The 22773-nt window shown below is 68.0% G+C and carries 22 protein-coding genes and 1 pseudogene; 15 read left to right on the forward strand and 8 right to left on the reverse strand.

Going from position 1 to position 22773, the window contains the following annotated elements:
• Window positions 1–38 precede the first annotated feature (38 nt).
• Entirely contained in the window at window positions 39–800 is a 762-nt protein-coding gene (locus ACIA49_RS38105; protein ID WP_396383151.1) for an SDR family NAD(P)-dependent oxidoreductase, read from the forward strand.
• 211 nt (window positions 801–1011) lie between these two features.
• Window positions 1012–1242, forward strand: coding sequence for a hypothetical protein (locus ACIA49_RS38110; protein WP_391543982.1), 231 nt, complete (start codon window positions 1012–1014; stop codon window positions 1240–1242).
• A 230-nt stretch (window positions 1243–1472) separates the two neighbouring features.
• Here ACIA49_RS38110 and ACIA49_RS38115 read toward each other — a convergent pair whose 3' ends face one another.
• Window positions 1473–3959: a glycoside hydrolase domain-containing protein gene (locus tag ACIA49_RS38115; RefSeq protein WP_396383152.1), complete on the reverse strand. Its 2487-nt coding sequence runs from the start codon at window positions 3957–3959 to the stop codon at window positions 1473–1475.
• A 208-nt stretch (window positions 3960–4167) separates the two neighbouring features.
• Here ACIA49_RS38115 and ACIA49_RS38120 point away from each other — a divergent pair, with 208 nt between their 5' ends.
• Both ACIA49_RS38120 and ACIA49_RS38125 read left to right on the forward strand, forming a co-directional pair.
• Complete coding sequence (locus ACIA49_RS38120) at window positions 4168–5922, forward strand: PHP domain-containing protein (protein ID WP_396383153.1); 1755 nt, start codon at window positions 4168–4170, stop codon at window positions 5920–5922.
• Window positions 5919–6491, forward strand: coding sequence for a hypothetical protein (locus ACIA49_RS38125; RefSeq protein ID WP_396383154.1), 573 nt, complete (start codon window positions 5919–5921; stop codon window positions 6489–6491). Before ACIA49_RS38120 ends, ACIA49_RS38125 begins: the two co-directional genes overlap by 4 nt.
• Here ACIA49_RS38125 and ACIA49_RS38130 read toward each other — a convergent pair.
• Complete coding sequence (locus ACIA49_RS38130) at window positions 6485–8722, reverse strand: HelD family protein (protein WP_396383155.1); 2238 nt, start codon at window positions 8720–8722, stop codon at window positions 6485–6487. The genes ACIA49_RS38125 and ACIA49_RS38130 overlap by 7 nt on opposite strands.
• A 115-nt stretch (window positions 8723–8837) precedes the next feature.
• Between ACIA49_RS38130 and ACIA49_RS38135 the strand changes: the two genes are divergently transcribed.
• From ACIA49_RS38135 to ACIA49_RS38145, 3 genes are all read left to right on the forward strand, one after another.
• The gene (locus tag ACIA49_RS38135; RefSeq protein ID WP_396383156.1) at window positions 8838–9248 is read left to right on the forward strand and encodes a hypothetical protein; all 411 of its coding nucleotides are present in this window, start codon (window positions 8838–8840) and stop codon (window positions 9246–9248) included.
• A gap of 35 nt (window positions 9249–9283) precedes the next feature.
• Entirely contained in the window at window positions 9284–9817 is a 534-nt protein-coding gene (locus ACIA49_RS38140) for an NADPH-dependent FMN reductase (protein WP_396383157.1), read from the forward strand.
• Between the two features lie 124 nt (window positions 9818–9941).
• Window positions 9942–10946 (forward strand): LLM class flavin-dependent oxidoreductase, encoded by a 1005-nt coding sequence (locus tag ACIA49_RS38145; RefSeq protein ID WP_396383158.1) that lies wholly within the window; start codon window positions 9942–9944, stop codon window positions 10944–10946.
• On the opposite strand, the gene ACIA49_RS38150 is transcribed toward ACIA49_RS38145, so the two are convergent.
• Window positions 10943–11458, reverse strand: coding sequence for an Lrp/AsnC family transcriptional regulator (locus tag ACIA49_RS38150; protein WP_396383159.1), 516 nt, complete (start codon window positions 11456–11458; stop codon window positions 10943–10945). The genes ACIA49_RS38145 and ACIA49_RS38150 overlap by 4 nt on opposite strands.
• A gap of 144 nt (window positions 11459–11602) precedes the next feature.
• Here ACIA49_RS38150 and ACIA49_RS38155 point away from each other — a divergent pair, with 144 nt between their 5' ends.
• The gene (locus tag ACIA49_RS38155) at window positions 11603–12772 is read left to right on the forward strand and encodes a trans-sulfuration enzyme family protein (protein ID WP_396383160.1); all 1170 of its coding nucleotides are present in this window, start codon (window positions 11603–11605) and stop codon (window positions 12770–12772) included.
• Here ACIA49_RS38155 and ACIA49_RS38160 read toward each other — a convergent pair.
• Window positions 12744–13316 carry a ClpP family protease gene (locus ACIA49_RS38160; protein WP_396383161.1) on the reverse strand — a complete coding sequence of 191 codons (573 nt, stop codon included), beginning with the start codon at window positions 13314–13316 and terminating at the stop codon, window positions 12744–12746. The genes ACIA49_RS38155 and ACIA49_RS38160 overlap by 29 nt on opposite strands.
• Window positions 13317–13442: 126 nt before the next feature.
• On the opposite strand from ACIA49_RS38160, the gene ACIA49_RS38165 reads away from it, so the two are divergent.
• Genes ACIA49_RS38165 through ACIA49_RS38180 form a run of 4 tightly spaced genes read left to right on the forward strand, consistent with a single transcriptional unit; the run spans window position 13443 to window position 15970 of the window.
• Window positions 13443–13799, forward strand: a complete 357-nt coding sequence (locus tag ACIA49_RS38165; protein WP_396383162.1) for a helix-turn-helix domain-containing protein — start codon at window positions 13443–13445, stop codon at window positions 13797–13799.
• 56 nt (window positions 13800–13855) lie between these two features.
• A complete protein-coding gene (locus tag ACIA49_RS38170; protein ID WP_396383163.1) occupies window positions 13856–14785 on the forward strand; it encodes a pyridoxal-phosphate dependent enzyme in 930 nt (309 codons plus the stop codon).
• A 40-nt stretch (window positions 14786–14825) separates the two neighbouring features.
• Window positions 14826–15581, forward strand: a complete 756-nt coding sequence (locus ACIA49_RS38175) for an aminoglycoside phosphotransferase family protein (RefSeq protein WP_396383164.1) — start codon at window positions 14826–14828, stop codon at window positions 15579–15581.
• An 8-nt stretch (window positions 15582–15589) separates the two neighbouring features.
• Entirely contained in the window at window positions 15590–15970 is a 381-nt protein-coding gene (locus tag ACIA49_RS38180; protein ID WP_396383165.1) for a GNAT family N-acetyltransferase, read from the forward strand.
• Here the strand turns inward: ACIA49_RS38180 and ACIA49_RS38185 are convergent.
• Window positions 15939–16826 (reverse strand): hypothetical protein, encoded by an 888-nt coding sequence (locus ACIA49_RS38185; protein WP_396383166.1) that lies wholly within the window; start codon window positions 16824–16826, stop codon window positions 15939–15941. The two genes, ACIA49_RS38180 and ACIA49_RS38185, sit on opposite strands and share 32 nt — an antisense overlap.
• A gap of 276 nt (window positions 16827–17102) precedes the next feature.
• Here ACIA49_RS38185 and ACIA49_RS38190 point away from each other — a divergent pair.
• A pseudogene (locus ACIA49_RS38190) lies at window positions 17103–18119 on the forward strand (MFS transporter); the annotation flags it as partial.
• Window positions 18120–18136: 17 nt separating this feature from the next.
• Here the strand turns inward: ACIA49_RS38190 and ACIA49_RS38195 are convergent.
• The gene (locus tag ACIA49_RS38195; RefSeq protein WP_396383167.1) at window positions 18137–18910 is read right to left on the reverse strand and encodes a TetR/AcrR family transcriptional regulator; all 774 of its coding nucleotides are present in this window, start codon (window positions 18908–18910) and stop codon (window positions 18137–18139) included.
• A gap of 60 nt (window positions 18911–18970) precedes the next feature.
• On the opposite strand from ACIA49_RS38195, the gene ACIA49_RS38200 reads away from it, so the two are divergent.
• Window positions 18971–19876, forward strand: coding sequence for an SDR family oxidoreductase (locus tag ACIA49_RS38200; protein WP_396383168.1), 906 nt, complete (start codon window positions 18971–18973; stop codon window positions 19874–19876).
• A 152-nt stretch (window positions 19877–20028) separates the two neighbouring features.
• Here the strand turns inward: ACIA49_RS38200 and ACIA49_RS38205 are convergent, their stop codons facing one another.
• Window positions 20029–20625, reverse strand: a complete 597-nt coding sequence (locus ACIA49_RS38205) for a LysE/ArgO family amino acid transporter (protein WP_396383169.1) — start codon at window positions 20623–20625, stop codon at window positions 20029–20031.
• A 73-nt stretch (window positions 20626–20698) separates the two neighbouring features.
• Between ACIA49_RS38205 and ACIA49_RS38210 the strand changes: the two genes are divergently transcribed.
• A complete protein-coding gene (locus ACIA49_RS38210; RefSeq protein WP_396383170.1) occupies window positions 20699–21586 on the forward strand; it encodes a LysR family transcriptional regulator ArgP in 888 nt (295 codons plus the stop codon).
• Here the strand turns inward: ACIA49_RS38210 and ACIA49_RS38215 are convergent.
• Window positions 21537–22739: an FAD-dependent monooxygenase gene (locus ACIA49_RS38215; RefSeq protein ID WP_396383171.1), complete on the reverse strand. Its 1203-nt coding sequence runs from the start codon at window positions 22737–22739 to the stop codon at window positions 21537–21539. The genes ACIA49_RS38210 and ACIA49_RS38215 overlap by 50 nt on opposite strands.
• Window positions 22740–22773 lie beyond the last annotated feature (34 nt).

Genomic DNA, 22773 nt, shown 5'->3' on the forward strand with positions numbered 1-22773 from the left:
TATGAATCCAGAACCGAGGGTGGTCTACCCTCGCGGCCATGCAGTTGAGTGCGAAACGAGCCCTGGTCATCGGTGGCGGCGGAGCCGGAATCGGCCGCGCGATCACCAACGCCTTCGGCGTCGAGGGCGCCTCGGTCGTGATCGCGGACCTCGATCCGGCCCGGCCGGCGGAGGCTGCCGACCAAGTACGTGCAGCCGGAGGTACGGCGTACGGGGTGAGTGGTGACGTGCGCTCCCTCGCCGACATCGAGGCCATGGTCACCAGCGCGGTCGAGCACCTCGGCGGCCTCGACATCCTGGTCACCGTCGTCGGCGGCCAGGTCGCGTTCGTCCCCGCGGTGAAGCTGCACGAGATGGCCGACGAGGACTGGGACACCATCTACGAGGTCAACCTCCGGTACGTCGCCCGTGCGGTCAGGACCGTATTACGCGTCTTCCTCGAGCAAGGCACCGGCGGTTCGATCGTCAGCGTCGGCTCGGTCACCGGATTCATGGCCGCTCCCGAACAAGCGGCGTACGGGGTGATGAAGGCAGGCCTCCTCAGCCTCGCTCGCACCGTCGCCGCCGAGTACGCCGCCGACGGCATCCGCATGAACGTCGCCGCGGCGGGCGCCATCGCCACCGCCGTCAACACCGCGCCGGCGGACGAATGGGTCGACGAGATCCCCCTCGGCCGCTACGGCCGCTCCGAAGAAGTCGCCGCCGCCGTTGTCCACCTGGCCTCCGACGCCGCGGCCTACACCACCGGCCAGCAACTGGTCCTCGACGGCGGCGTCTCCGTCCGCGGCCCCTTCGGCTGAATTCACGACAGTCGAAAATGTGCTCGAACAATTCGAGTACCGGTGGTCCGAAAAAGTTTGCCCGCAGTCGGAGAAATCGAGATCGCTGCGTGACCAACCGCTCACATGCTCCGTTGGATCTGATGTGACGGTGAACACCTACGGCGCATCGTCACCGCGCTCGCCCGCGAATTCTCCCTTGCCGACCATCGCGAATTTGCCAGGAGGACCAGTGACAACCGCCACCGCCACCCAGATCATCGAGCGCCGTCGCGTGCGGGTCTGGTTCGGTGAGCATGTGATCGCCGACTACAACGCCGAGCCGGCGTTGGCCGAGCGGTACGCCCACGCCATGAGCCGTCGTTTCGCCGGCCTGCGGGTCACCAACGACCCGATGCCTGCTGTCGACCGGCTCCCCGACCCCCTGCCCGGCGAGCGCATGTGGGACGTAGCACCCCGCTAGAGAAGCTTCCGAAGCCTTTGCGTCGTCCGTTTCTCACCAGACAACCCACCCGGACAACGGCCGGCCGAGAACCTCACCTCGACCATCAAAGGCATCGGTACGGCGGCAAGTGAGCGTTGGCGTTCTGCTCCTCACTTGCCGCCGCATTTCTCCTCTGCATTGCGCCTGAATGAATTGAACAACTTTCACGTCCGCACCGGTCCCCCCAGTCCGGTGCGGACGTTTTGTGGTTAGTAGACCTCGATGTCGTCGAGGAACACCCCGTCGGCCGACGGCGTGAAGGTCCGGGTGAAGGCGACCTTCACGTGCTGGGCCTGGACCGGGTCGAACCGGACCAGCCACCGGTTGCCGGAGGCATCGTTCGGGCGGGTGACCACCGGGCCGCGGTCGGTCCAGTGTTCGCCGTCGTCACTCGTCAGCACGCGGACGGTGTCAGGTCGGTAGCCCGAGTACTCGACGTACCCCTGGACGTCCACCTCGCGCACGGTCTTCCGTGCACCGAGGTCGAAGCTGACGTCGAACGACTTCGTTTCACCCGATTTGCCCTGGATCACGTACGGCCGGCCGTCACCGAAGTTGTCGGAGATCACGCCGTCGGTGGACTCCCGCCCGGTCGTGTCCGGGTAGCCGCTCGGCGGTTCCCACGACTTTGTGTACGTCCTGCCCGCGACCAGGTTCTCGTGCGGCAACCGCGCGCCCGCGACCTTGAACTCGAGCAGTCCCTCAGCCGGCGCCTTCAGGCGGATGTAGCGCGCCTTCGCGTTCAGCCCGACGAAGTCCTCACCACCGTCGGCCGTCGTCCGCTTCCCGGCGTCGACCCAGTTCACTCCGTCGTACGACGTCTGGATCGTGTACTCGGCCGGATGCGTCGTACCCCACTTCAGGTACACGCCGTCGACCTGCTGCTGCGCCCCGAGATCAACCGAGCCACCGGAGCGAATCGCTGCGGCCAGGTTCCGCGCGGCCAGCGGCTTGCCGGCGGCGGCGTCCAGCACGAGCGTCCGGATGCGGTCCAGGAAGGTGACATCGCCGGTGAACGTGCCCGGCGTACTGACGAGGGCCTTGGCCAGGTCCATGGCCAGTTGCGGATGCGTCTTCTTCAGGATGTTCACCACCTCCCAGTCCTCGATGCCGTCGCGCTGGGACTCCAGCCGGATGGTCCGCTCGAGCAGGTCCGGGTGGTTCTTGTCCGGGTTGACGATCCAGAAGTCGCCCTTCACGTCCTGGTCGTCCATCGAGATGTTCCAGTTGTTGAACGCCCAGTGCAGGTGGCCGTTCGCGTTCCGGGCGGCGGCCAGCCAGCCGATCAGCCGCTGGTAGTACTCCGGCTGGTCGATGAAGCGGTTGAGGTACCCGAGCGTCGGGATGTTGCAGTTGTAGAGCCACAGATCCTTGCCCTTGGCCCGTTCCGCGTCGAACGTCTTCGGGTTCCACTCGTAGTTGAGCAGGTTCGGGATCAGGATGTCTTCCGTCTGCGCGACCTCGGAGGCGACCGGGTCGTGGAAGGTCGCGTCGGCCAGCTTCACGTCCGGCCAGATCGCCTTGATCTTGTCGTGGATCCCGAACCAGCCTTCGCGGCCCGACTCACCCTGCGGCTCGTCACCGACATGCATCCACCACTTGGAGGCCCAGCCCTTGGCCTTCACGTGATCCCGTACGGCGGCGACGTACTGCTTGATGAAGCTGTCCGCCTCGGGTGAGGTCCAGACGACGTTCTTCTTGACCGTCTTGCCGTCGGCATCGCGGGCCAGCGTCTCGACGTCCCAGTGCGTCAGGTACCCCGGGCCGGCGTTGACCCAGAAGCCCTCGAGCCTGCTGACGGTCCCGCGGTCGGTGAAGAACTTCACCACCTGGTCGACCTTGGAGAAGTCGAAGTGCACCTTGCCGGTTTCGTCGACCGTGGTGTTGCCGGCCAGCAGCAGGGTGTTCATCGGCAGCGTCAGGTTGTTGTTGCGGTAGTCGCGGCGCAGGTTCGCGTAGTCCTCCATCAGCTTCCACCACTTCGGGGTGAAGGGGGAGAAGCCGTAGTTCGCGAGCATCGTCTCGACGCCGCTGGGCGGCGGTTGGTACGAGACCGTGCCGAAGAACAGCGTCCACTCGACATCGGTGAAGCCGCTGTCCTTCGCGTCCGGGATCGTCACCGGCCGCACGTTCACCGACAGCGGCAGCGTCTCGGTCCCATGATCGGTCTCGATCCGGACGGCACCGCGGTAGACGCCACCGGCGACGTACTTCGGCACATGGACGCGAACCCAGATCGGCTGGGTCCGGTTGGCCTCGACCGTGGTCGAGCGGTCGTTGGACAGCCCGTCCGGGAAGTCGTCGGGCGCGGGACGGCTCGGTGCGTAGACGTACTGATTACCGCCGAAGACCGAGTTGTGGTTGAGCGAGGTGAACTTGACGAAGTTGTAGCTCAGCTCGGACGGCGGGATCTGGCGGAAGCCGGCGGAGAGCGGCGTGAAGCTGACCCGCTTGATCGTGAAGGCACGGTCGCGGCGGATCACGACCTGCCCGGACTCGAACTCGTTGCGAGCGGAGTCGAGAGCCAGCGCAGTACTGGCTCCGGTGTCGGACGGGAGCGAGTCGGGGAACACATGGGTCGCGGCGCGGGCCGACCACACCTGCGTGTGCGTCGGTGGCTGCGCGATGGACGGCGTACTGACAGCGGTGATGCTCGCCGTCACCAGGATCGTGGCGAGCACTTTGGACGGTCTCATGGCGGGGAACCCTCCTGCCGATGGGTGGGGGCGGTCCTCATTCTTCGAGCCTTCGCCGCCGAGGCCAACATTCCTGACTAGACCACTCACTGATTTTCGCCGCCGCGACGGGATCGCAGGTGCGTCGAATGGTTCACCGGAGCAACATCCGCCGGACATCCGGTCCGGCGATGATCCGGCGGATTTCCCTTTGTCAGGAGGAAGCACGATGGGGCACACGCACGGCGCGGGTCACGGACACGGTCATGGGCACGGACATGGTCACGACCACTCGCACGACCACGACCATCACCACCCCAACACCGAGCTCGACGCGGCCACGCTGGCCGCGCTCGACGAGTCGGTGCCGGACAGCGACCTGAGCCCGACCGAGGTCTCCCGCCGCGGACTGCTCCGCTCGGCCGGCATCCTCGGCGGTACGGCGGCCCTCGCGGTCACCGGCGCCCAGTTCGCCGCGGCCACCGCCCCGAAGGACGGCTGGGTCTTCAGCCACGGCAACCGGCCGAACGTCTGGCTGGCCGGTGACCACCACATCCACACGCAGTTCAGCTCGGACGGCATGTACCGGGTGATCGACCAGGCCCGGCACGCGGCGGCGTACGGCCTGGACTGGCTCGTCATCACCGACCACGGCGGCGCGACCCACGCCCGGATCGGCGTCGACCTGGTGAACCCGCAGATCAAGGCCGCGCGCTCCGAACTGAAGGACACCCTGATCTTCCAGGGGCTGGAGTGGAACATCCCGGCCGCCGAGCACGGCACGATCTTCGTCGCACCGGGCAGTCGCGAGGTCGAGGTTCTCAAGCAGTTCGAGAAAAACTACGACGGCAGCGTGAAGAACGCCGGTGCGAACACCCCGGCCAACGAGGCTCTCGCGGTCTCCGGCATTCAGTGGCTCGGTCAGCAGGTCGACAAGCGCCGCGTCGCGGACGCACTCTTCCTGGCCAATCACCCGGCCCGCAACGGCATCGACAGCCCGCACGAGATCCGCAACTGGCGTGACGCGAACCCGCGGATCGCGGTCGGCTTCGAGGGCGCACCCGGTCACCAGGCCGGCGGTCTCCCGAAGGGCATCGGTACCGGTGGCGCCCGCGGCATCTACGGCAACTCCCCGAACGCGAACTCGTTCCCGGCGTACCCGGCCGAGAGCTACCGCACCTGGGGCGGTTTCGACTGGATGACCGCGACGGTCGGCGGCCTGTGGGACAGCCTGCTCGCCGAGGGCAAGCCGTGGTGGATCAGCGCGAACTCCGACTCGCACAACAACTGGAACGAGACCGCCCGCCGTCCGGACGGCTCCAGCCAGGAGCAGTTCGACCGCGACGGCCGGTACATGGACCCGGTCTACGGCAACCAGGTGCTCACCACGAACAGCGACTTCTGGCCGGGCTTCTACAGCCGCACGCACGTCGGCGCCGACCGCCGCGACTACCTCTCGGTGATGGAGGGCCTGCGCAACGGCCGCGTCTGGGTCGACCACGGCATGCTCGTCAAGGGCGTCGAGGTCGAGGTCCGTGAGGTGGGCAAACGGTACGGCGAACCGCTGGGTGGCGCGCTCGTGGTGCGGAAGGGCCGCCCGGTCGAGTTGGTGGTCCGGATCACCACGCAGACGATGCCGAACTGGGCGAACTTCGTTCCCACGCTCAATCGCGTGGATGTCATCCAGGGCTCGGTCACCGGTCCGGCGAGCGATCGCGACACGTTTGCGGCGCCGCAGACCAAGGTCGTCCGGCAGTGGGACACCTCCGGCAAGCGTGGCACCTTCGAGTTGGTCTATCCGCTCGGCCGGGTCGAGGAGGCGTCGTACCTGCGTGTCCGGGGCACCGACGGTCACCGCAGCCAGCCTGGGTACCACGGCGCGGCCGTTGACCCGGCCGGTCCGGCGCTCGACGTGGTCGGCGACGCGGACCCGTGGGTCGACCTCTGGTTCTACACGAACCCGATCTGGGTGCTGCCGAAGTGATTGTCGCCGTCGACACGGACAGCAAGGACACGGCCGCGGCCGACCACCTGCTGTACGAGCTGCTCGAGGCTGTGAACCAGCCGGTCATCGCCTGCACCCACATGGTTGCGGGCGGCGACCGGCCGCACGTCGCGGTGTCGCTGGCCGGCGGCGCCGACCTGGCCGAACCGATCCGCGCCGTGGTCGCGGATCGGAGCGCGGGCCTCGCGATCACCCGGCCGGGAGCCACCCAGCCGGAGCTCGCCGGACCGAGCCAGCTCGTCCGCGGCGCCTACGTGGCCGCGGTCGAAGCAGCACTCGGTACGGCGGGTCGCGTCGTCCGCTGGCCTGGTCACGAGCAGGGCCGCGGGGTCCTGCCCGCGGCCGAGCTGCGCAGCCGGTGCGGAATCGACCACCTGGAAGCGATTGGTGGTCTGCCGATCACCGACGACGCCTTGGTCGACACACTCGACTTCCTCCGGCCGGTACGCCGGGAGGGTCAGCTCGTACTGCAGTTACAGCCGGCCGCCGGCAACCTGCTGATCCCGTTCGAACTCCAGCACCAGCAGAAGTGCTGCGCCGATCACTGATTCCAATCATGTTGGGCCAGTGCTTCGGGCAGCTCACCGATCACGCCGAGACGTTGCGTGCAGCGGGTCAGAGCGACGTACAGGTCCCGGAGTCCGCGAGGGGACTCGATCACGATGCCGTCCGGGTCGACGACCAGGACGGAGTCGAACTCGAGTCCCTTCGCCTCGCGGGCGGTCAGCACGGTGACGCCGCTCAGGCCGTCGACCGCCTCCTGGATCAGCTCGAGCCGGCTGCGTGACGTGATCACGCCGACCTCGCCGTACTGGGTCTCCTCGGACGCTGTTTTGTAGACGTACAAGGCCTGATCGGCCGGTGGGACCTCCGCATGCCAAGGCTGTACGCCGGTCGAGCGGACCGAACGCGGCGGTTTTGCGGTGGGATCGACCTCCTGCAGTACGGCGTTCGCGAGGTCCATCACCTCGGCCGGCGTGCGGTAGTTGAGCGTCAGCTCGGCCAACCGCCAGCGGTCACCGAAAGTCTCGCCGAGCGCGGACGACCAGCTCGTGCCGCCGCCGATCGCGCTGGTCTGCGCGACATCGCCGACCACCGTCATCGAACGCAGCGGACAGCGCCGGGCGATCGCGCGCCACGCCATTGGGGTGAGCTCCTGTGCCTCGTCCACGATCACGTGTCCGTACGTCCACCGCCGGTCGGCGCCAGCGCGCTCGGCCAACGTGCGGTCGTCGTCGGCTTCGTAGCGCTCGGCAAGCATCTGCGCGTCCAGGATGTCCTTCGCGGTCAGTACCTCGGCGTCGTCTTCCTCATCGAAGTCGGTCGACCCCGAACCGGACAACAGGTCCAAAGCGCCTTGTGCATAAGCAACTGCGCGCGCCCGAGCGGCGCGTTCGCGAGCAGCTTCGGTGCCGTCGTCGCCGAGCAGCTCCGCCGCTTCGTCGAGCAGCGGTACGTCGGCCGGACTCCAGTCGGCGCCGTACCGGAGGAGGTGTTCGCGGTCGAGTTCGCTGAGTTGTGGCGCGGCCTGGGCGAGTCGCTCCTCATCGCCGTACAGGTCCTCGAGGAGTTGTTGCGGGCTGAGCTGCGGCCACAGTTGATCGAACAGGGCCTGCATCTTCGGCTCGGCGAGAATCTCGTTGCGCAGCTCGGTGAGGTCGTAGTCGTCGAGCAGGTTCTCGCCGTCGAGCGGGTCCGTGCCGATCAGGTCGGAGTACTGCGCGGTCAGGCCGTCGACGATCTCGTTGAGGAAGAACGGCCGGGCCTGGTTGTGGGTGAGGTTGCGGCGGCGGACGCGGTCGCGCGTCGTCCGGGCGAACTCAGGGTCGAGCGTGAGCGTGGTCCGGTCGACGAGCACCTCGATCGGCGCGTCCGGGATCCACTGGCGGTCGGCGACCGCTTTCTCGATCACCGCGGCCATCACCGTGCGGCCCTTCACCTCGGCGCTCTCCGGAGCCTCCGGACGGGTCGCGGTCACGCCCGGGTACAGCTCGGCGATCGTGACCAGCCGGACGCCGTCCTCACCGAGCGACGGGAGCACCTGGCCGATGAACTTCAGGAATGCCGCATTCGGTCCGACGACCAGAATTCCGCGCTTTTCCAGTTGTTCACGATGGGTGTACAGAAGGTAGGCGGCCCGGTGCAATGCGATCGCGGTCTTACCGGTGCCGGGACCGCCTTGGACGACCAGGATTCCCGGCAGTTCGGAGCGGATGATCCGGTCCTGGTCGGCCTGGATCGTCTGCACGATCGACTCCATCCGGCCGGTCCGGCGCGCGTCCAGCGCCTTCAGCAGCACGGCCTCGCCGATCACCCCGGTCCCCGGTTTGGACGGGTCGGCGGCCTCCCGGGCAAGGTCGAGCTGCTCGTCCTGTACGTCGACCACGCGGCGTAACCGCGTTTGGATGTGGCGGCGCCGTACGACGCCTCGGTTCGCGATCGCGGTCGCGATGTAGAACGGGCGGGCGGCGGGAGCGCGCCAGTCGATCAGCAACGGCTCATAGTCGGCGTCGTGCAGGCCGAGCCGGCCGATGTGGAGCACCTCGCCGTCAGCCGAATCCAGCCTCCCGAAACACAGCCCTTCCTCGGCCCGGTTGAGTCGCGAGAGCCGGATGTCGAGGTTGCGGATCCGCCCGTCCCGCTGGTTCAGCGCCTGCGCGTTGCGGGTGCTGATCAGCAGCTCCTCGCGCGTCCGCGCCTCCGTCCGCTCCCGCTCGTGATCGAGGGCAGCGTAGAAGGTGCTGAGGTGCGCTTGTTCGGCGTCGACCGGATTCGGCAATTCAAACCCCTTGTGATAAAATGCGTCTTTGTTGGCTCCCGAATGCATTTCTCGGTGGTAGCCACAAATCCTTGAGTTTATCTGCTGCCGGGGATTTCTTGTAGTGGGGGATTACGTGAAGCCTTGGCTGTGGATCGCGAACGTGGCGGCGACTCTGCTGGTGGGCGTGGCGGCGATCTTCCAGCTGGTCGACGCCTCCTCGTCCGAGGACTCCTCCTGCGGGCCGCAGTGTGATCCGCATGGCTACGTGGTGATCTTCACCGCGATCCCGACACTCGTCGTGGTCATCGTGACCCTGTCCGCGTTGGGCGCGCTGATCGCGCGGCGACGCGCCGGGCTCTGGCTGGCGCTGGTGGCCGCGATCGGTTGCTCGGGCGAGTTGCTGCTGCTGAGGTCCCTCCTGTCGGTGCTTCATGCGGTGCTGGTCGGCCTCGTGATCGTGGCCAGCGTGATCTTGGTGATCGTCGGGCTGCAGCGCGCCCCGGTTCGTGTGGCGTATCGCGTGCCGCCGTATCCGCCGGCTTGACCTCAAGTCTTCTTGAGGTATTAGCGTCCTTGGACGTGACTGTCCATCCGCTCCGCCTTGCCGTGCTCACCCGCAACCTCGAGCCCGGCCGCTTCGGCACCACGGTGACCGAGTGGTTCGAGCGCGCGGCCGAGCGGCACAACGAGTTCAAGCCGGACCTGATCGACCTGAGCGCCGTACCGCCGGCCGAGCTTCCGGTGCGGATCGCCGAAGCCGACGCCATCGTCGTCGTGACGGCCGAGTACAACCACGCCTACCCCGGCGACCTCAAGACCGCCATCGACGCCGTCCGGCAACCGTGGTTCGGCAAGCCGATCGCCTTCGTCGTCTACGGCGGCCGCTCCCGTGGCCTGCGTGCTGCCGAACAACTCCGCCTCGTCTTCGGCGAGCTCCACGCCGTCACCATCCGCGACACCCTCGGTTTCCACGAAGACGACTTCACGCCCGCCGGCGAACCCCTCGACCCCACCACCAACACCGCCGCCCACACCCTCCTCACCCAACTCGCCTGGTGGTCCCGCCCCCTCCGCGACGCCCGCGCCACCACCCCCTACCCCTCCCATGGGTAAACCAGGCAGCCGCCACCCCCTCTCATGGGTATGCCAGGCAGGTGGTGGGTCTACCGATCGCGGGGGAGTGCCGAGGAATAGGTGGCGGGTGGGGGTGGTTGGGGTGGGTGTGAGCAGCGAAGCCATGCCCTTGTCCGTGCTTGACCTTTCGCCGGTGCCTTCGGGGACCAAGCCTTCGCGGGCGTTGCACGAGACGCTGGAGCTGGCGCGGGTGGCTGAGGCCGCCGGTTATCACCGGTACTGGCTGGCTGAGCATCACAACCTGGCGAGCGTGGCGAGCTCCAGCCCCGAGGTGATGATCGCCGCGGTGGCCGGGGTGACGTCGACGATCCGGGTCGGTGCCGGCGGGATCATGCTGCCGAACCACTCCCCGTTGAAGGTCGCCGAGACGTTCCGCGTGCTGGCCGGGCTGTACCCGGACCGCATCGACCTCGGTCTCGGCCGCGCGCCCGGCACCGACCAGCGCACCGCGCTCGCCCTCCGCCGCAGCCGCGAGGCGCTCGGCGCCGACGACTTCACCGAGCAGTACGCCGAGCTGCGCGCTTACGCCGAGGGCTTCCCGGCCGGTCACCCGTTCGAACCGATCTCCGCGCAACCGTCCGACGTGCCGCTGCCGCCGGTCTACATCCTCGGCTCCAGCTCGTACGGCGCTCAGGCGGCTGCCGCCCTCGGAACCGGGTTCGCCTATGCCGGTCACTTCGGCACACTCGACCCGGCCGGCGTGATCGCGTCGTACAAGACGAACTTCAAGCTGTTCGAGCATGAGACGCAGCCGTACGCGATCCTCGCCCTGGCCGCGATCGTCGCCGAAACCGAAGAGCGCGCCCAGCAACTCGCCGAGGCGAACGCCCTCTCGATCCTGCGGTTGCGTTCCGGTCGCCCCGGCCCGCTGCCCTCACCGGAAGAGGCCGCGGCCTACCCGTGGAGTGAGGGCGAGCGAGCCGCCGTCGAGGAATGGGCCGGCCTGGCCATCGTCGGTACCCCCGACCAGGTAGCCACCGAACTCCGCCGCCGCGCCAACGCCGCCAACGCCGACGAACTCATCATCACCACCCACATCCACGACCCCGCCGAACGCCAGCGCTCCATCCAGCTCCTCGCCGAGTCCTGGGGCCTCAAGCCCCGCTAAGCCGGGGCCGGGGTGGCTCGGACGTGTTCGAAGATGAGGCTGGTTTCGGCGTGGGCTACGGCGGCGTCGGCCGTCAGGTGGTCGAGGACGAACTCGCGGAGGGCGTCCGGCGAGGCTGCGGACACGTGCAGCAGGTAGTCGTTGGCACCGCTGACGTGGAAGAGCGAGAGGACGCCCGGTAGGGCCGGGACCTTGGCGCGGAAGCGGTCGATCTCGTCGCGCGAGTGCGTACTGATCCGGATCGCGATCAGCGCCTGCAGCGGTTGACCCAGCGCGCCCAGGTCCACGTCCGCATGGAAGCCGCGGATGACACCGCGTTCGCGCAGTGAGCGAACGCGGGTGAGGCATGTCGACGGCGCGATCCCGGTCGCCTCGGCGAGGGCGTTGTTCGGCATCCGTCCGTCGACGGTGAGCAGCCGGACCAGCTCGCGATCCACCTCGTCCAGGCCGCCCGGATCCGTGCCCGGTACCGCCCGAGGGGCCGGTCCGGGGCTCCGGCGATCCTTCGGCATGGCACCACTGTAGAGCGCGACCACAGAATCCACAGCGTGTGGACATCCCTGTGGACGAATTTTCTTCGGAACTCTTGCGCCTCAACCGCAGAAGATTCCATCCTCAACTTCGCCACTGCCTGTGGATAACTTTGGGGAGGCGCCATGACGCAGCTCGACACCCGCGCGGTGCACGCCGGCCGCGACGACCTGACCGCCCTCGGGGTGCACGTCCCGCCGATCGACCTGTCGACCACGTATCCGCTCCCCGACGTCGGGACCGGCGGCGCGTCGTACGACGCATTGGCCCAGGGCAACGGCCCTGACGGCGGCAGCCTCGTCTACCAGCGCCTGTGGAACCCGACCGTCGCCCGGTTCGAGGACGCGCTCGCCGAGCTCGAGCAGACCGACGGCGCGGTCGCGTTCGGCTCCGGCATGGCGGCTCTCACGGCCAGCCTGCTCGCTACAGTCGCCGCCGGCCGCCCACACGTGATCGCCGTCCGGCCGATCTACGGCGGCAGCGACCACCTGTTGTCCACAGGCATCCTGGGGACAACTGTCAGCTGGGTGACGCCGGCCGAGATCGCCGACGCCATCCGACCCGACACCGGCCTGGTCATCCTCGAGACCCCGGCGAACCCGACGGTCGAGCTCGTGGACATCGCCGCGGCGGTCCGGCAGGCGGGCGACGTACCGGTGCTGGTGGACAGCACCTTCGCGACTCCGGTGCTGCAGCAGCCGGCTCGGCACGGGGCGAGCCTGGTGTTGCACTCGGCAACCAAGTACCTGGGTGGTCATGGCGACGTCATGGGCGGCGTGGTTGCGGCCAACCGGGACTGGGTCAGCCGCTTGCGGCAGATCCGCGCAGTAACAGGGGGCCTGCTGCATCCGCTGGCGGCATACGAACTGCACAGGGGACTGCAGACGTTGCCGGTGCGAGTGCGGGCGCAGCAGGCAACCGCTGCCAAGGTGGCCGACTGGCTCTGTGCCCAGCCCGGCGTGGAACACGTCTACTATCCCGGGCTCAACGACCCGCTGGAGCTGGTCGGTCGCCAGCAGTCCGGCCCAGGCGCCGTACTGGCGTTCACTGTGGCCGGCGGCTACGAAGCGGCGGCCCAGGTGGCGGCCAACCTCAAGCTGATCACCCACGCGGTCTCACTGGGCGGCGTGGACACGCTCATCCAGCACCCCGCCGCCCTCACCCACCGCCTGGTCGAGGCCTCGGCCAAGCCGTCCGACGCCCTCCTCCGGCTGTCGCTCGGCCTGGAGGACCCAGAGGACCTCACCGCTGATCTTCAGCAGGCCCTCACGCCGGTACGGCGACCGGCCGGGTAAGGACTCGATCGACGATCCCGTACTCCCGGGCAGCCTCCGGAGTGAACCACCGGTCGCGGTCGAAGTCCGTGACGATCTGCTCCAGAGGCTGACCCGTCCGCTCGGCGATCAGCTTGGCCAGGTCCGCCCGGGACTGAGCCGCCTGCTCGGCCTGCACCTTGATGTCGCTCGCGGTCCCGCCCATCCCGCCGCTCGGCTGGTGCATCATGATCCGCGCATGCGGCAGCGCGAACCGCTTGCCCGGCGTACCGCAGGTCAGCAGCACCTGTCCCATCGAGGCGCACAACCCCATCGCGTACGTCGCGATGTCGTTGCCGATGAAGTTCATCGTGTCGTAGATCGCCAGCCCGGCCGAGACGGATCCGCCGGGGGAATTGATGTAGAGCGAGATGTCCGCCCGTCGGTCCTCGGCGTTCAGCAGCAGCAACTGGGCGCACAGCGCGTTGGCGTTCTGGTCGGTGATCTCCTCGCCGAGGACGAGGATGCGCTGCCACATCAGGCGTTCGTAGAGGCTCTTGTCCAGGTTGTTCGGTAGCTCGCTCATGCTTTCCACAGTGCAGTCGGGGTGCCCGGTCGGGCCCGGGAATCTGCCCGTGGCAGATCTGCCCACCGCGAAGCCCCGGCGGATGGCACACTCGGTACAGGACATCGGAGCCGAGGAGGGCCACACGTGTTGCTACGCGAGGTGATCGGAAACGTCTTCCGCCGGTTGCGGAACGAGCGGGGCATCACCCTGCGCGAGCTGGCCGAGCGGGCCCAGGTGTCGGTGCCCTACCTGTCCGAGATCGAGCGTGGCCGCAAGGAGCCGTCCTCGGAGATCCTGGCCGCGATCTGCCGGGCCCTCGAGCTCGAGCTGACCGACCTGCTGAACGAGGTCCAGTTCGACCTCGCCACCGCGGTCCGCGCCTCGCTGCCGATCCGGCTCCAGACGACCTCGATCCAGGTCGCGCAGTCCGGCCCGCGCTCGGTCGGCTCGTCGCGCGGTTCCTACTCCGGTACGGCGCAGGTCTTCGATCTGGTCGCCTAGTGGGCGATTGGTACCAGAACCCTCCCGCCCGGGAGTGGCGAACCACGCCTGCCCCGGTGGAGGTGCTCGCGTTCCACCAGGGCCTGCCGACGTACCGGCCTACCCCACTGACCTCTGTCCCGACGCTGGCCGCCGAGCTGGGAGTCGGGCAGGTGCTGGTCAAGGACGAGTCGCAGCGACTCGGCCTGCCGGCTTTCAAGGCGCTCGGTGCGTGGTGGGCGATCGACCGTGCGCTGCAGGAGCAGTCCGGGCGGGTGGAGCTCGTGACGGCGACCGATGGAAACCACGGCCGGGCGGTCGCGCGCCGGGCCTCGGCGCTGGGGTTGCGGGCGCAGGTCTTCGTGCCGGACATGGTCCCCGAGGCGGCGATCGCGGCCATCCGCGATGAGGGTGCGACGGTGAGCGTCGTACCGGGTTCGTACGACGCGGCGGTGGCCGAGGCGGCGACGTACGCGGGGGATGAGCGGTTGCTGATCCAGGACTCCGCATGGCCTGGGTATGAGGTGGTGCCGCAGCTGATCGTCGACGGGTACTCCACGTTGTTCCGCGAGATCACGGCCGAGCCCGACCTGGTCGTCGTGCCGATGGGGGTTGGATCGGTCGCGCAGGCGGCCGTGACGCACTTCCGCAGCGAGGCGGCCGCGCCGATGATGCTCGGCGTCGAGCCGTCGGCTGCCGCCTGTGTGACCGCGAGCCTGCTGGCGGGCGAGCTGCTGAGCATCCCCACCTCGCGGACGGTGATGGCGGGTCTGAACTGCGGTACGCCGTCAACCCTCGCCTGGCCGGTGCTCCAAGCCGGGCTCGATCACGCGATCACAGTCGACGACGACGAGGCGCTGCAGGCATCGGCCGACCTCGGTACGGCGGGCATCTCATCCGGACCGAGTGGAGCCGCCACGCTCGCCGGTCTGCGGGCCGCCCGCGCACGGCTCGCGTTGGGACCGGACAGCACGGTGATCCTCATCAGCACCGAGGCCGCCGGCTAAATCAGGTTCGCTCCTGGGCTCGCGCGCCTAAGGTCGGGTCGTGCCGAACTACATCAAGCGACGTGCGCCCGAGAAGGCCGGCTCGATCGCGGCCGCGCTGAAGATGGCCGAGTCCGAGATCCGCTTCTACCGCGAGGTCGCGCCGGAGATCGGCATCCGGGTCCCCGCGTGCTACCGCGCCGAGCTCGACGACGAGGGCTCCCTGCTGGAGCTAGAGGACCTCTCCGCCTGGCGCCAAGGGGCCGAACCAGCGGCGGCGGCCGAGCTGCTGCGATCCATGCATGATCGGTGGACCGGCCGAGCGCACGTGCGCTGGCCGTGGTTGCGTTCGATCGGAACCGGCGAAGAACTGGTCGCCCGCCTGTACGACGAGACCTGGCCGAAGCTGGCCGCTCGGTCGTTGCCGGCGTCGGTGCGTGAGTTCGGCGAACGCATGGTCGGCAACGTCCAGCAGGCCGAGGCGCAGTTGCTCGATGCCGGACCGCTGACGCTCGTGCACGGCGACGCGTCCGCACCCAACCTACGCACCTCGCCCGAAGGCGAGATCGTCTTGCTGGACTGGGAAGACGTGTCCGCTGCGCCCGGAGTGCTCGACCTGGCCTGGCACTTGATCTCGTCGGTGGAGCCGTCGCGGTGGCCGGAGATGTTGGCGGCCTATGGGCCTGCCGATGGATTGATCGAGGTGCTCCCGTCGACCATGGTGCAGGGTTATCTGAGCATGTCGGACTGGCCTGCAGACTCCGAGGAAGCGGCGGGCTTCGCGGCTCGGCTCGAGGCCGGGACGGCGCTGCTGTGAAGCTAGTCGTGCGGTTCCCTGTCGACGATCGAGCGCTGTCCGAACTGCATGCGGCCGCCTTCGAAGGTACGCAGGACGTGCATCCCTGGGCGGAACGATTGGAGCGCTGGGCCCTGACCTGGGTAGGTGCCTTTAGCAACGATCAGCTAGTCGGGTTCGTGCAGGTTTGCTGGGATGGCGGGGCGCATGCCTTCGTGCTCGACACTGCCGTGCATCCGGCGTTCGGTCGGCAGGGGATCGGGCAGCAGCTGGTGGCAGCTGCGGCGTCGGAGGCTCGGGAGGCCGGCTGCGAGTGGCTGCACGTGGACTTCGAACCGCACCTGAGCGCGTTCTACCTCGAGGCCTGCGGGTTCCGGCCTACTGACGCTGGGCTGCTGAGACTGCGGTGAGCCGCTCGGTCGAGATGCACGAGGTGAGGCAGCGCTCCTTGGCATCACCGAGCAGGTCAGCGGTCCAGCTCGTGAAACCGCCGTCGCCCATCTCGGCTTCTGTCGTGCCGACACCGAGCGCCGTACCGGTGTAGTAGGTCGCACTCTTGGTTCGGTCGGTGTCTTCGCGCAGGGACGCCCGTACGGCGGGGCGCACCGTGTCGTCGATGCGTTCGGTGACCGCGGACGGGGCGAACGTGGTGAACGTCAGATCGGCAGTCTCGCCGAGGACATCGGCCCAGAAGTTGAGGTGGTCGATGAGCAGCTCGGCCTCGGTACGGCCCGAGCCCGCGTCGCGAGCGCTCGACACCAGCACGAACAACTGGAAGTGCGCTGACATCCCCGGTCCGTCGAACGGCTGCGCCCGAACCACTCGCTGACACGCGGCCAGATCCACTCGCGCCTGCCCGGCACGGCGTCGTACGGCGGCCTCGATCGCGAGCTCGTTGGTCGGGTCGCTGGCGACCTCGGTACCGCGGATCGTGCTCAGCACCTGGTGCTGGTTGATCGTCGCCACTGCCGAGCATGTGCCGAGTGGCGTCACCGGCGACAACTCCACCCCGGCGAACCGCTCCGGCAGCAGTCCCCACAACCGCTCCTGCGTCTTCACCAGCTCGCGCGGATCCGCACTCGACGGCCGCACGAACCGGTCGTCCCGCCACCGCTGCATCAACCGGGCCGGCGTCACCCGCGCCGCCCGCTCCCGGCTCACGTCCAGCAACACGGACTGCAGCTCAGAAGCACTCAGCCCCGCGGTCAACGCCTCCCGCGACCCCGCCGGCAGCTTCCCCCAGAACCGCTCACTCACATCCGCCATGCCTCCACTCTGCCGGAGCGAAAGCGTCCGGCGCTCCCCATTAATGCGGAGGCGGACCGCCACCACCGTCCAACCTCACCGCCACGCGTCGGCTCACGCTCAGCGCCGACCCACAGAGGCGCCGTACGACGAGTTAGTGGGTGCTGGGAGTCCGCCAATCCACGTGCGGGGTGCCGACTTCGGCGGTACCGTCGGTTCATGAGGTTCCCGAGTCCCCACCTTTGACGTAGGTCTCCGCGCGCCGACCGACTGCCGACGGGGTTGTCTGCCCGGATTGTGGCGTTCGAGGCGCTGCACGACTTCATTCCGCTGTATCCGCTGTACCAGCTGCTGTTCAAGGACCACGGTCTGTCGACAGCGCAGATCTCGACGCTGTTCGTCATCTGGTCGGCGACCGGCTTCGTCATCGAGGTGCCGTCGGGTGCCTGGGCGGACTCGTACTCGCGCCGCAAGCTCCTCATGCTCGGCGCGTTCCTCAGCGCGCTCGGCTACGCAGCCTGGATCGTGCTGCCCACATACGCCGGTTTCGCGCTCGGCTTCGTGCTCTGGGGGATCTCCTCGGCGCTCATCTCCGGCACCTACGAAGCCTTCGTGTACGACGAACTGGCCGTCCGCTCCCTGACGTCGCGCTACGCGACCCTCCTGGGCCGGGCCCGTTCCGCGTCATTCATCTGCAACCTCATCGCCACCGTGCTGGCCGCGCCACTCTTTGCTCTGGGCGGCTACGCCTTGGCCGCCGCGGTGAGCGTGCTCAGCAACCTCACCCAGATCGCCATCGCCTGGTCCCTCCCCGAGGCGCCGCGCATCGCGTCCGCCGAGGATGATGCACCAACTGACCGAGGTCCATTCGCCAACTACCTCGCGATGCTGCGATCTGGTCTCACCGAGGTGCTCACCGGCCGGACAGTACGACGCGGCGTGGTGCTGGCCGCGTTGGTCGGTGGATTCCTCACCTTCGACGAGTACTTCTCGTTGCTGGCAAGGGAGATGGGGGCCGCGACTCCCATCATCCCGCTACTGATCGCCGGAACAGTTGCGGCCCAGGCGATCGGCGGTGCACTCGCAGGGCCGGCGTACAAGTTGCCTGCAGCAACGTTTGCCGGAGTGCTCGGGGTGACGGCGATCCTGATCGCCTCCGGATCGTTGAGCCGCTCGCTCTGGGGATTCCTGCCGATCGCCGTCGGCTACGGACTGATGCAGCTGGTGATCGTGGTGGCCGAGGCCCGACTGCAGGATGCGATCACCGGTCCGGCGCGGGCGACCGTCACCTCGGTCTCCGGGTTCTTCAACGGGATCGTGGCGATCGCGATCTACGCCGGGTTCGCTGTCGGGTCGGTCTGGTTCTCGATGGCGACGCTGGTGGCCGCACTCACGGTCCCCGTGCTGCTGACGGCGTTCGTCGTACCGGCAGCGATGCCGGCGGTCAAGATCTCCAACGCCGACTCGAATCCACCGTCGAAGTCATAAGCCAGCCCCTCGGCGCCCAGCTCGCTCACCACCCGAGCGAGTGTGGGCGCCTTCCCTTCTGGCAACTCGGCGACCCGCGTCAGGAGTTCAGGCGCGAGATCAAAAGTCTCAGCCCGTACGGCGACCTCACCGAGCAGGAACCCGTGGATGAAATCGACGAGGGTGTTCACCGCCTCGACGATCTTCCGCGCCGGCAACCCGCCTCGGTCGAGCGCGCGGTAGAACGGCTCTACCGTCACCACCACGACCGCCGAGACCGCGGACGTGTCGGACAGGATCTGCAGCGCCAGATTCGGATGCGCTCGCAGCGCGTTCCGATACGCCCGCGCCGCGTCCTTCACCTGGTCCTGCCACCCGACCGAGTCGCCAGGGTCCGCAAACTCCAGCTCGGCGAACACAAGCTCCGCCAGCCCAGCCAGTACGGCGGCCTTGTTCGGCAGGTGGTGATAGAGCGACATCGGGTTGACGCCGAGCGTCGCGGCCAGCCGGCGCATGGTCAACGCGTCGATGCCTTCGTCGTCGACGATCCGCAGCGCCGCGGTCAGGATCGCCTCCCGGCTCAGCCGCTCCTCGCCGGCTCGAGGGCGCCCACCGGACCGCTTGCCAGCATTAACCATACGTCGTAGGGTACATAACCATACAGCGTATGGCTAAGTTGTTAAGGAGGGGATGGGGCCATGAAGCCGTTGGCGGGGAAAGTCGCATTGGTGACCGGAGGCAGTCGAGCGGCCGGGCGGGGGATCGCCGTCCAGCTCGGCGCGGCCGGCGCGACGGTCTACGTGACCGGGCGGACCACACGCACCAGCCGCTCGGAGATGAACCGCCCCGAGACGATCGAGGACACCGCCGAACTGATCGACCAGGCGGGCGGCCACGGCATCGCCGTACCGGTGGACCACCTCGAGCCCGCGCAGGTGAAGGGCCTGATCGACCGGATCGAGCGCGAGCAGGGTGCGCTGCACATCCTGGTCAACGACATCTGGGGTCAGTTCGGCGAACCTGAGTGGGACAAGACCGTCTGGGAGAGTGACCTGGAGGCCGGGCTGCGGCTGCTTCGCCTCGGCGTCGACACGCATGCGATCACCAGCCACTTCGCGCTGCCGCTGCTGATCAAGTCGCCCGGCGGCCTGGTGATCGAGATGACCGACGGCACCAACGACTACAACGCCGACCGCTACCGCGTCTCGTTCTTCTACGACGTCGCGAAGGGCGCGGTCAGCCGGATGGCGTTCGCCCTCGCTCACGAACTCGACAAGCACGACGCAACCGCCGTACTGCTCACTCCCGGCTGGCTGCGCTCCGAGGCGATGCTCGAGGGATTCGGCGTCACCGAGTCCAACTGGCGCGACGCGAAGGTCCCCGGCTTCGGTATCTCCGAGAGCCCGTCGTACGTCGGCCGCGCGGTCGCCGCGCTCGCCGCGGATCCCGACGTACGCCGCTGGAACGGCAAGTCGATCTCGAGCGGTGAACTCGCCAAGCTCTACAACTTCACCGACCTCGACGGCAGCCAGCCCGACGCCTGGCAGTACCTCCTCGACGGCGAAGCCACCGAAGACCCCCTCGACGCATCCGCCTACCGCTGACTGCGGAGTATGTCGTCGAGCGGGCAGAGGCGGACCGCCAGCACCGTCTAACACTGTGCAGCTTGAGCACGTCACGCTCAGCATCGACTGCTCAAGTGGCTGCGCGGGAGGTTAGACAGTGGCGCAGGTCCGGCTTTGACCATGGTCGGGAGTCAGCTGAGGAGGAGGAGGGTGGCGAGGGTGGTCATGAGGGTGGCGATGGTGGTGTCCAGGTATTGCCAGGCTCGGGGGCGGGCGAAGAGGGGGGCCAGGCGGCGGGAGAGGAAGCCTAGGGAGAAGAACCAGGTGAAACTGGCGGTGACGGAGCCTAGGCCGTAGAGCCAGCGGGCGTTGGGGCCGTGTTGGTTGGCCAGGGCGCCTAGCAGGACGACGGTGTCGAGGTAGACGTGGGGGTTGAGGTAGGTGAAGGCGAGGCAGGTGAGGACGACTGTGCGCAGGGCTGCGGGGGTGTGGTCGGTGGTGGTGAGGGCGGTAGGGCGGAGGGCGCGGCGGGCGGCGAAGGCGGCGTAGGTGAGGAGGAAGCCGGCGCCGGCGTACTTGGTGATGGTGAGGGCCAGGGAGCTGCCGGAGATGAGGACGCCGAGGCCGGCGATGCCGCTGGTGATGAGGAGGGCGTCGGACAGGGAGCAGACCAGGACTACCGGCAGGACATGTTCGCGACGGAGGCCCTGGCGGAGGACGAAGGCGTTCTGGACACCGATGGCGACGATCATGGCGAGGGTCGTGGCGAAGCCGGCGAGGGCGGTCATAGGTTCGACGGTAGGAAGGTCCAGCTGAGTAAACCAGCTAAAGATTCTGACGTGCCATTAGGATTGCTTCATCATGCAGATCGACTCCGCGCAGTTGGAGACGTTCGCGGCGGTGGTGGACGAGGGCAGTTTCGACGCCGCCGCGCAGCGGCTCCAGGTCACGCCTTCCGCCGTCAGTCAACGGATCAAGGCATTGGAGAGCCGCCTCGGTCAGATCGTGGTGATGCGCGGGAAGCCCGCCAGGCCGACGACGGCCGGTGAGGCGGTGTTGCGGTTGGCGCGGCAGGTTGCGCTGTTGGAGTACGAGGCGATTGCCGCCGTCCAGGGAACGGTTGATGCGCTTCGGCTACCGATCGCGGTCAACGCGGACTCCCTGAACCACTGGTTCCTGGCCGCCATGCTCGACCTGTCCGAGCAGTTCCCCGCCCGGTTCGTGCTTCATCGCGAGGACGAGGAGTACTCCGCGGAGTTCCTCCGCAACGGGACCGTGCTGGCCGCGGTGACCGGTGAACCGCGCCCGGTGCAGGGTTGTCGCGTCGTACCGCTCGGCAAGATGCGCTACCTCGCGGTCGCCACTCCCCAGTACGTCGAGCGCCGGCTGGCCGGGCGGCCACTCGCTGAGGCCCTGGCCGATGCTCCGCTGATCGTGTTCAACGAGAAGGATGTTCTCCAGCATCGCCTGATCCGCAAGGTGACGCGGCGCAAACTCGATCCGCCGACCCACGCCGTACCGGCTGCCGGAGCTTTTCATCAGGCGGTGCAGATCGGGCTCGGTTGGGGGATGATCGAGGACCAGGTCGCCGGCCCGGCGATCGCGGCCGGCCACTTGGTGAACATTGCCCCCGGCAAATATCTCGACGTCCCGCTGTACTGGCAGCACTGGAAGCTGGAGTCCGAGGTGCTGGCCGCTCTCACCGCGGCGGTACTGCGCGCAGCGGCTGCGAGTCTTCGTAGGTCTTGAGCTCGATCGCGTTGCCGACCTTGAGCGACATCTCCTCGATCATGTTCCGCCACGGCAGGTACGGCATCATCCGGTAGGTCAGGTTGCGCACCTTCAGGAACCACTTGGTCGCCGGGACGAACCAGCGCGCCCCTTCCAGAGCTTGCTTCTGACAGGCCGCGACGAAACCACGCATCCGTACGTCGTACGCCGCGAACGCCCGCGCGTGGTCGCCACCGGCCACATGCAGTTCGCCGGCGAGCACATACGCACCGACGATGGCGAGGCTCGTCCCCATCCCGGACAGTGAGGAGGCGCAGTACCCGGCGTCGCCGACCAGCGCGACCCGGCCGCGCGAGTAGCTGTCCAGCTTGATCTGGCTGGTCGAGTCGAAGTAGAAGTCCGGTGCGTTCCGCATCTCGTCGATCAGCCGCGGCGCCTCCCAACCGATCCCGGCGAACTGCTCCGCGACCAGTTCCTTCTGCGCCGCGAGGTCACGCCGGTCGTAGTCGAGCTTGTCCGCCGCGAAGTAGAACAGCGCCTTCGCCTCGGTGTTCTGCCGCGCGCTGTAGGCGCCGATCGTCTTACCTGGCTCGTTGTAGAGCCGCCCGGCATAGTCGAGACCCATGTGGTTCGGGACCGTGCTGACCGACACGTAGTAGCCAAGATCATGCAGGTACGACGATTCCGGGCCGAACGCGAGCCGCCGTACTGTCGAGTGCAGTCCGTCCGCACCGATCACCAGATCGAACCGCCGACGCAGTCCACTCTCGAACACCACGTCGACTCCCGCGCCGTCGTCGTTCAGCGAAGCGATCGAGTCGTCGAACAAGTACTCACAGGTGGTCGACGCGTAGAGGATGTCGACGAGATCACCGCGCAGGATCTCGAGCTCACCGCTCAACGCGACCGACGAGGTCGACGCGACCTGCTTCCCGGACTCGTCCACGTACTCGACCGCTCCGAGATGGGTTGCCTGCTCCCGGACCGCGTCCAGCAGCCCCATCCGCTCCAGCACCGTCATCGATGCGCCGCGGAAGTCCACCGCATACCCACCGGGCCGCGGCGCCGGCGCCCGCTCCACGACGGTCGGGGTGTACCCGTACCGCTGCAGCCAGTACGCCAAGGCCGGACCCGCAACGCTCGCTCCTGAAATCAACACCGTTGTCGTCATGCCCTCGACTGTACGATGGTCTTAGACATTTGTG

It is taken from the genome of Kribbella sp. NPDC051587 (assembly GCF_044453945.1).
GTDB lineage: Bacteria > Actinomycetota > Actinomycetes > Propionibacteriales > Kribbellaceae > Kribbella.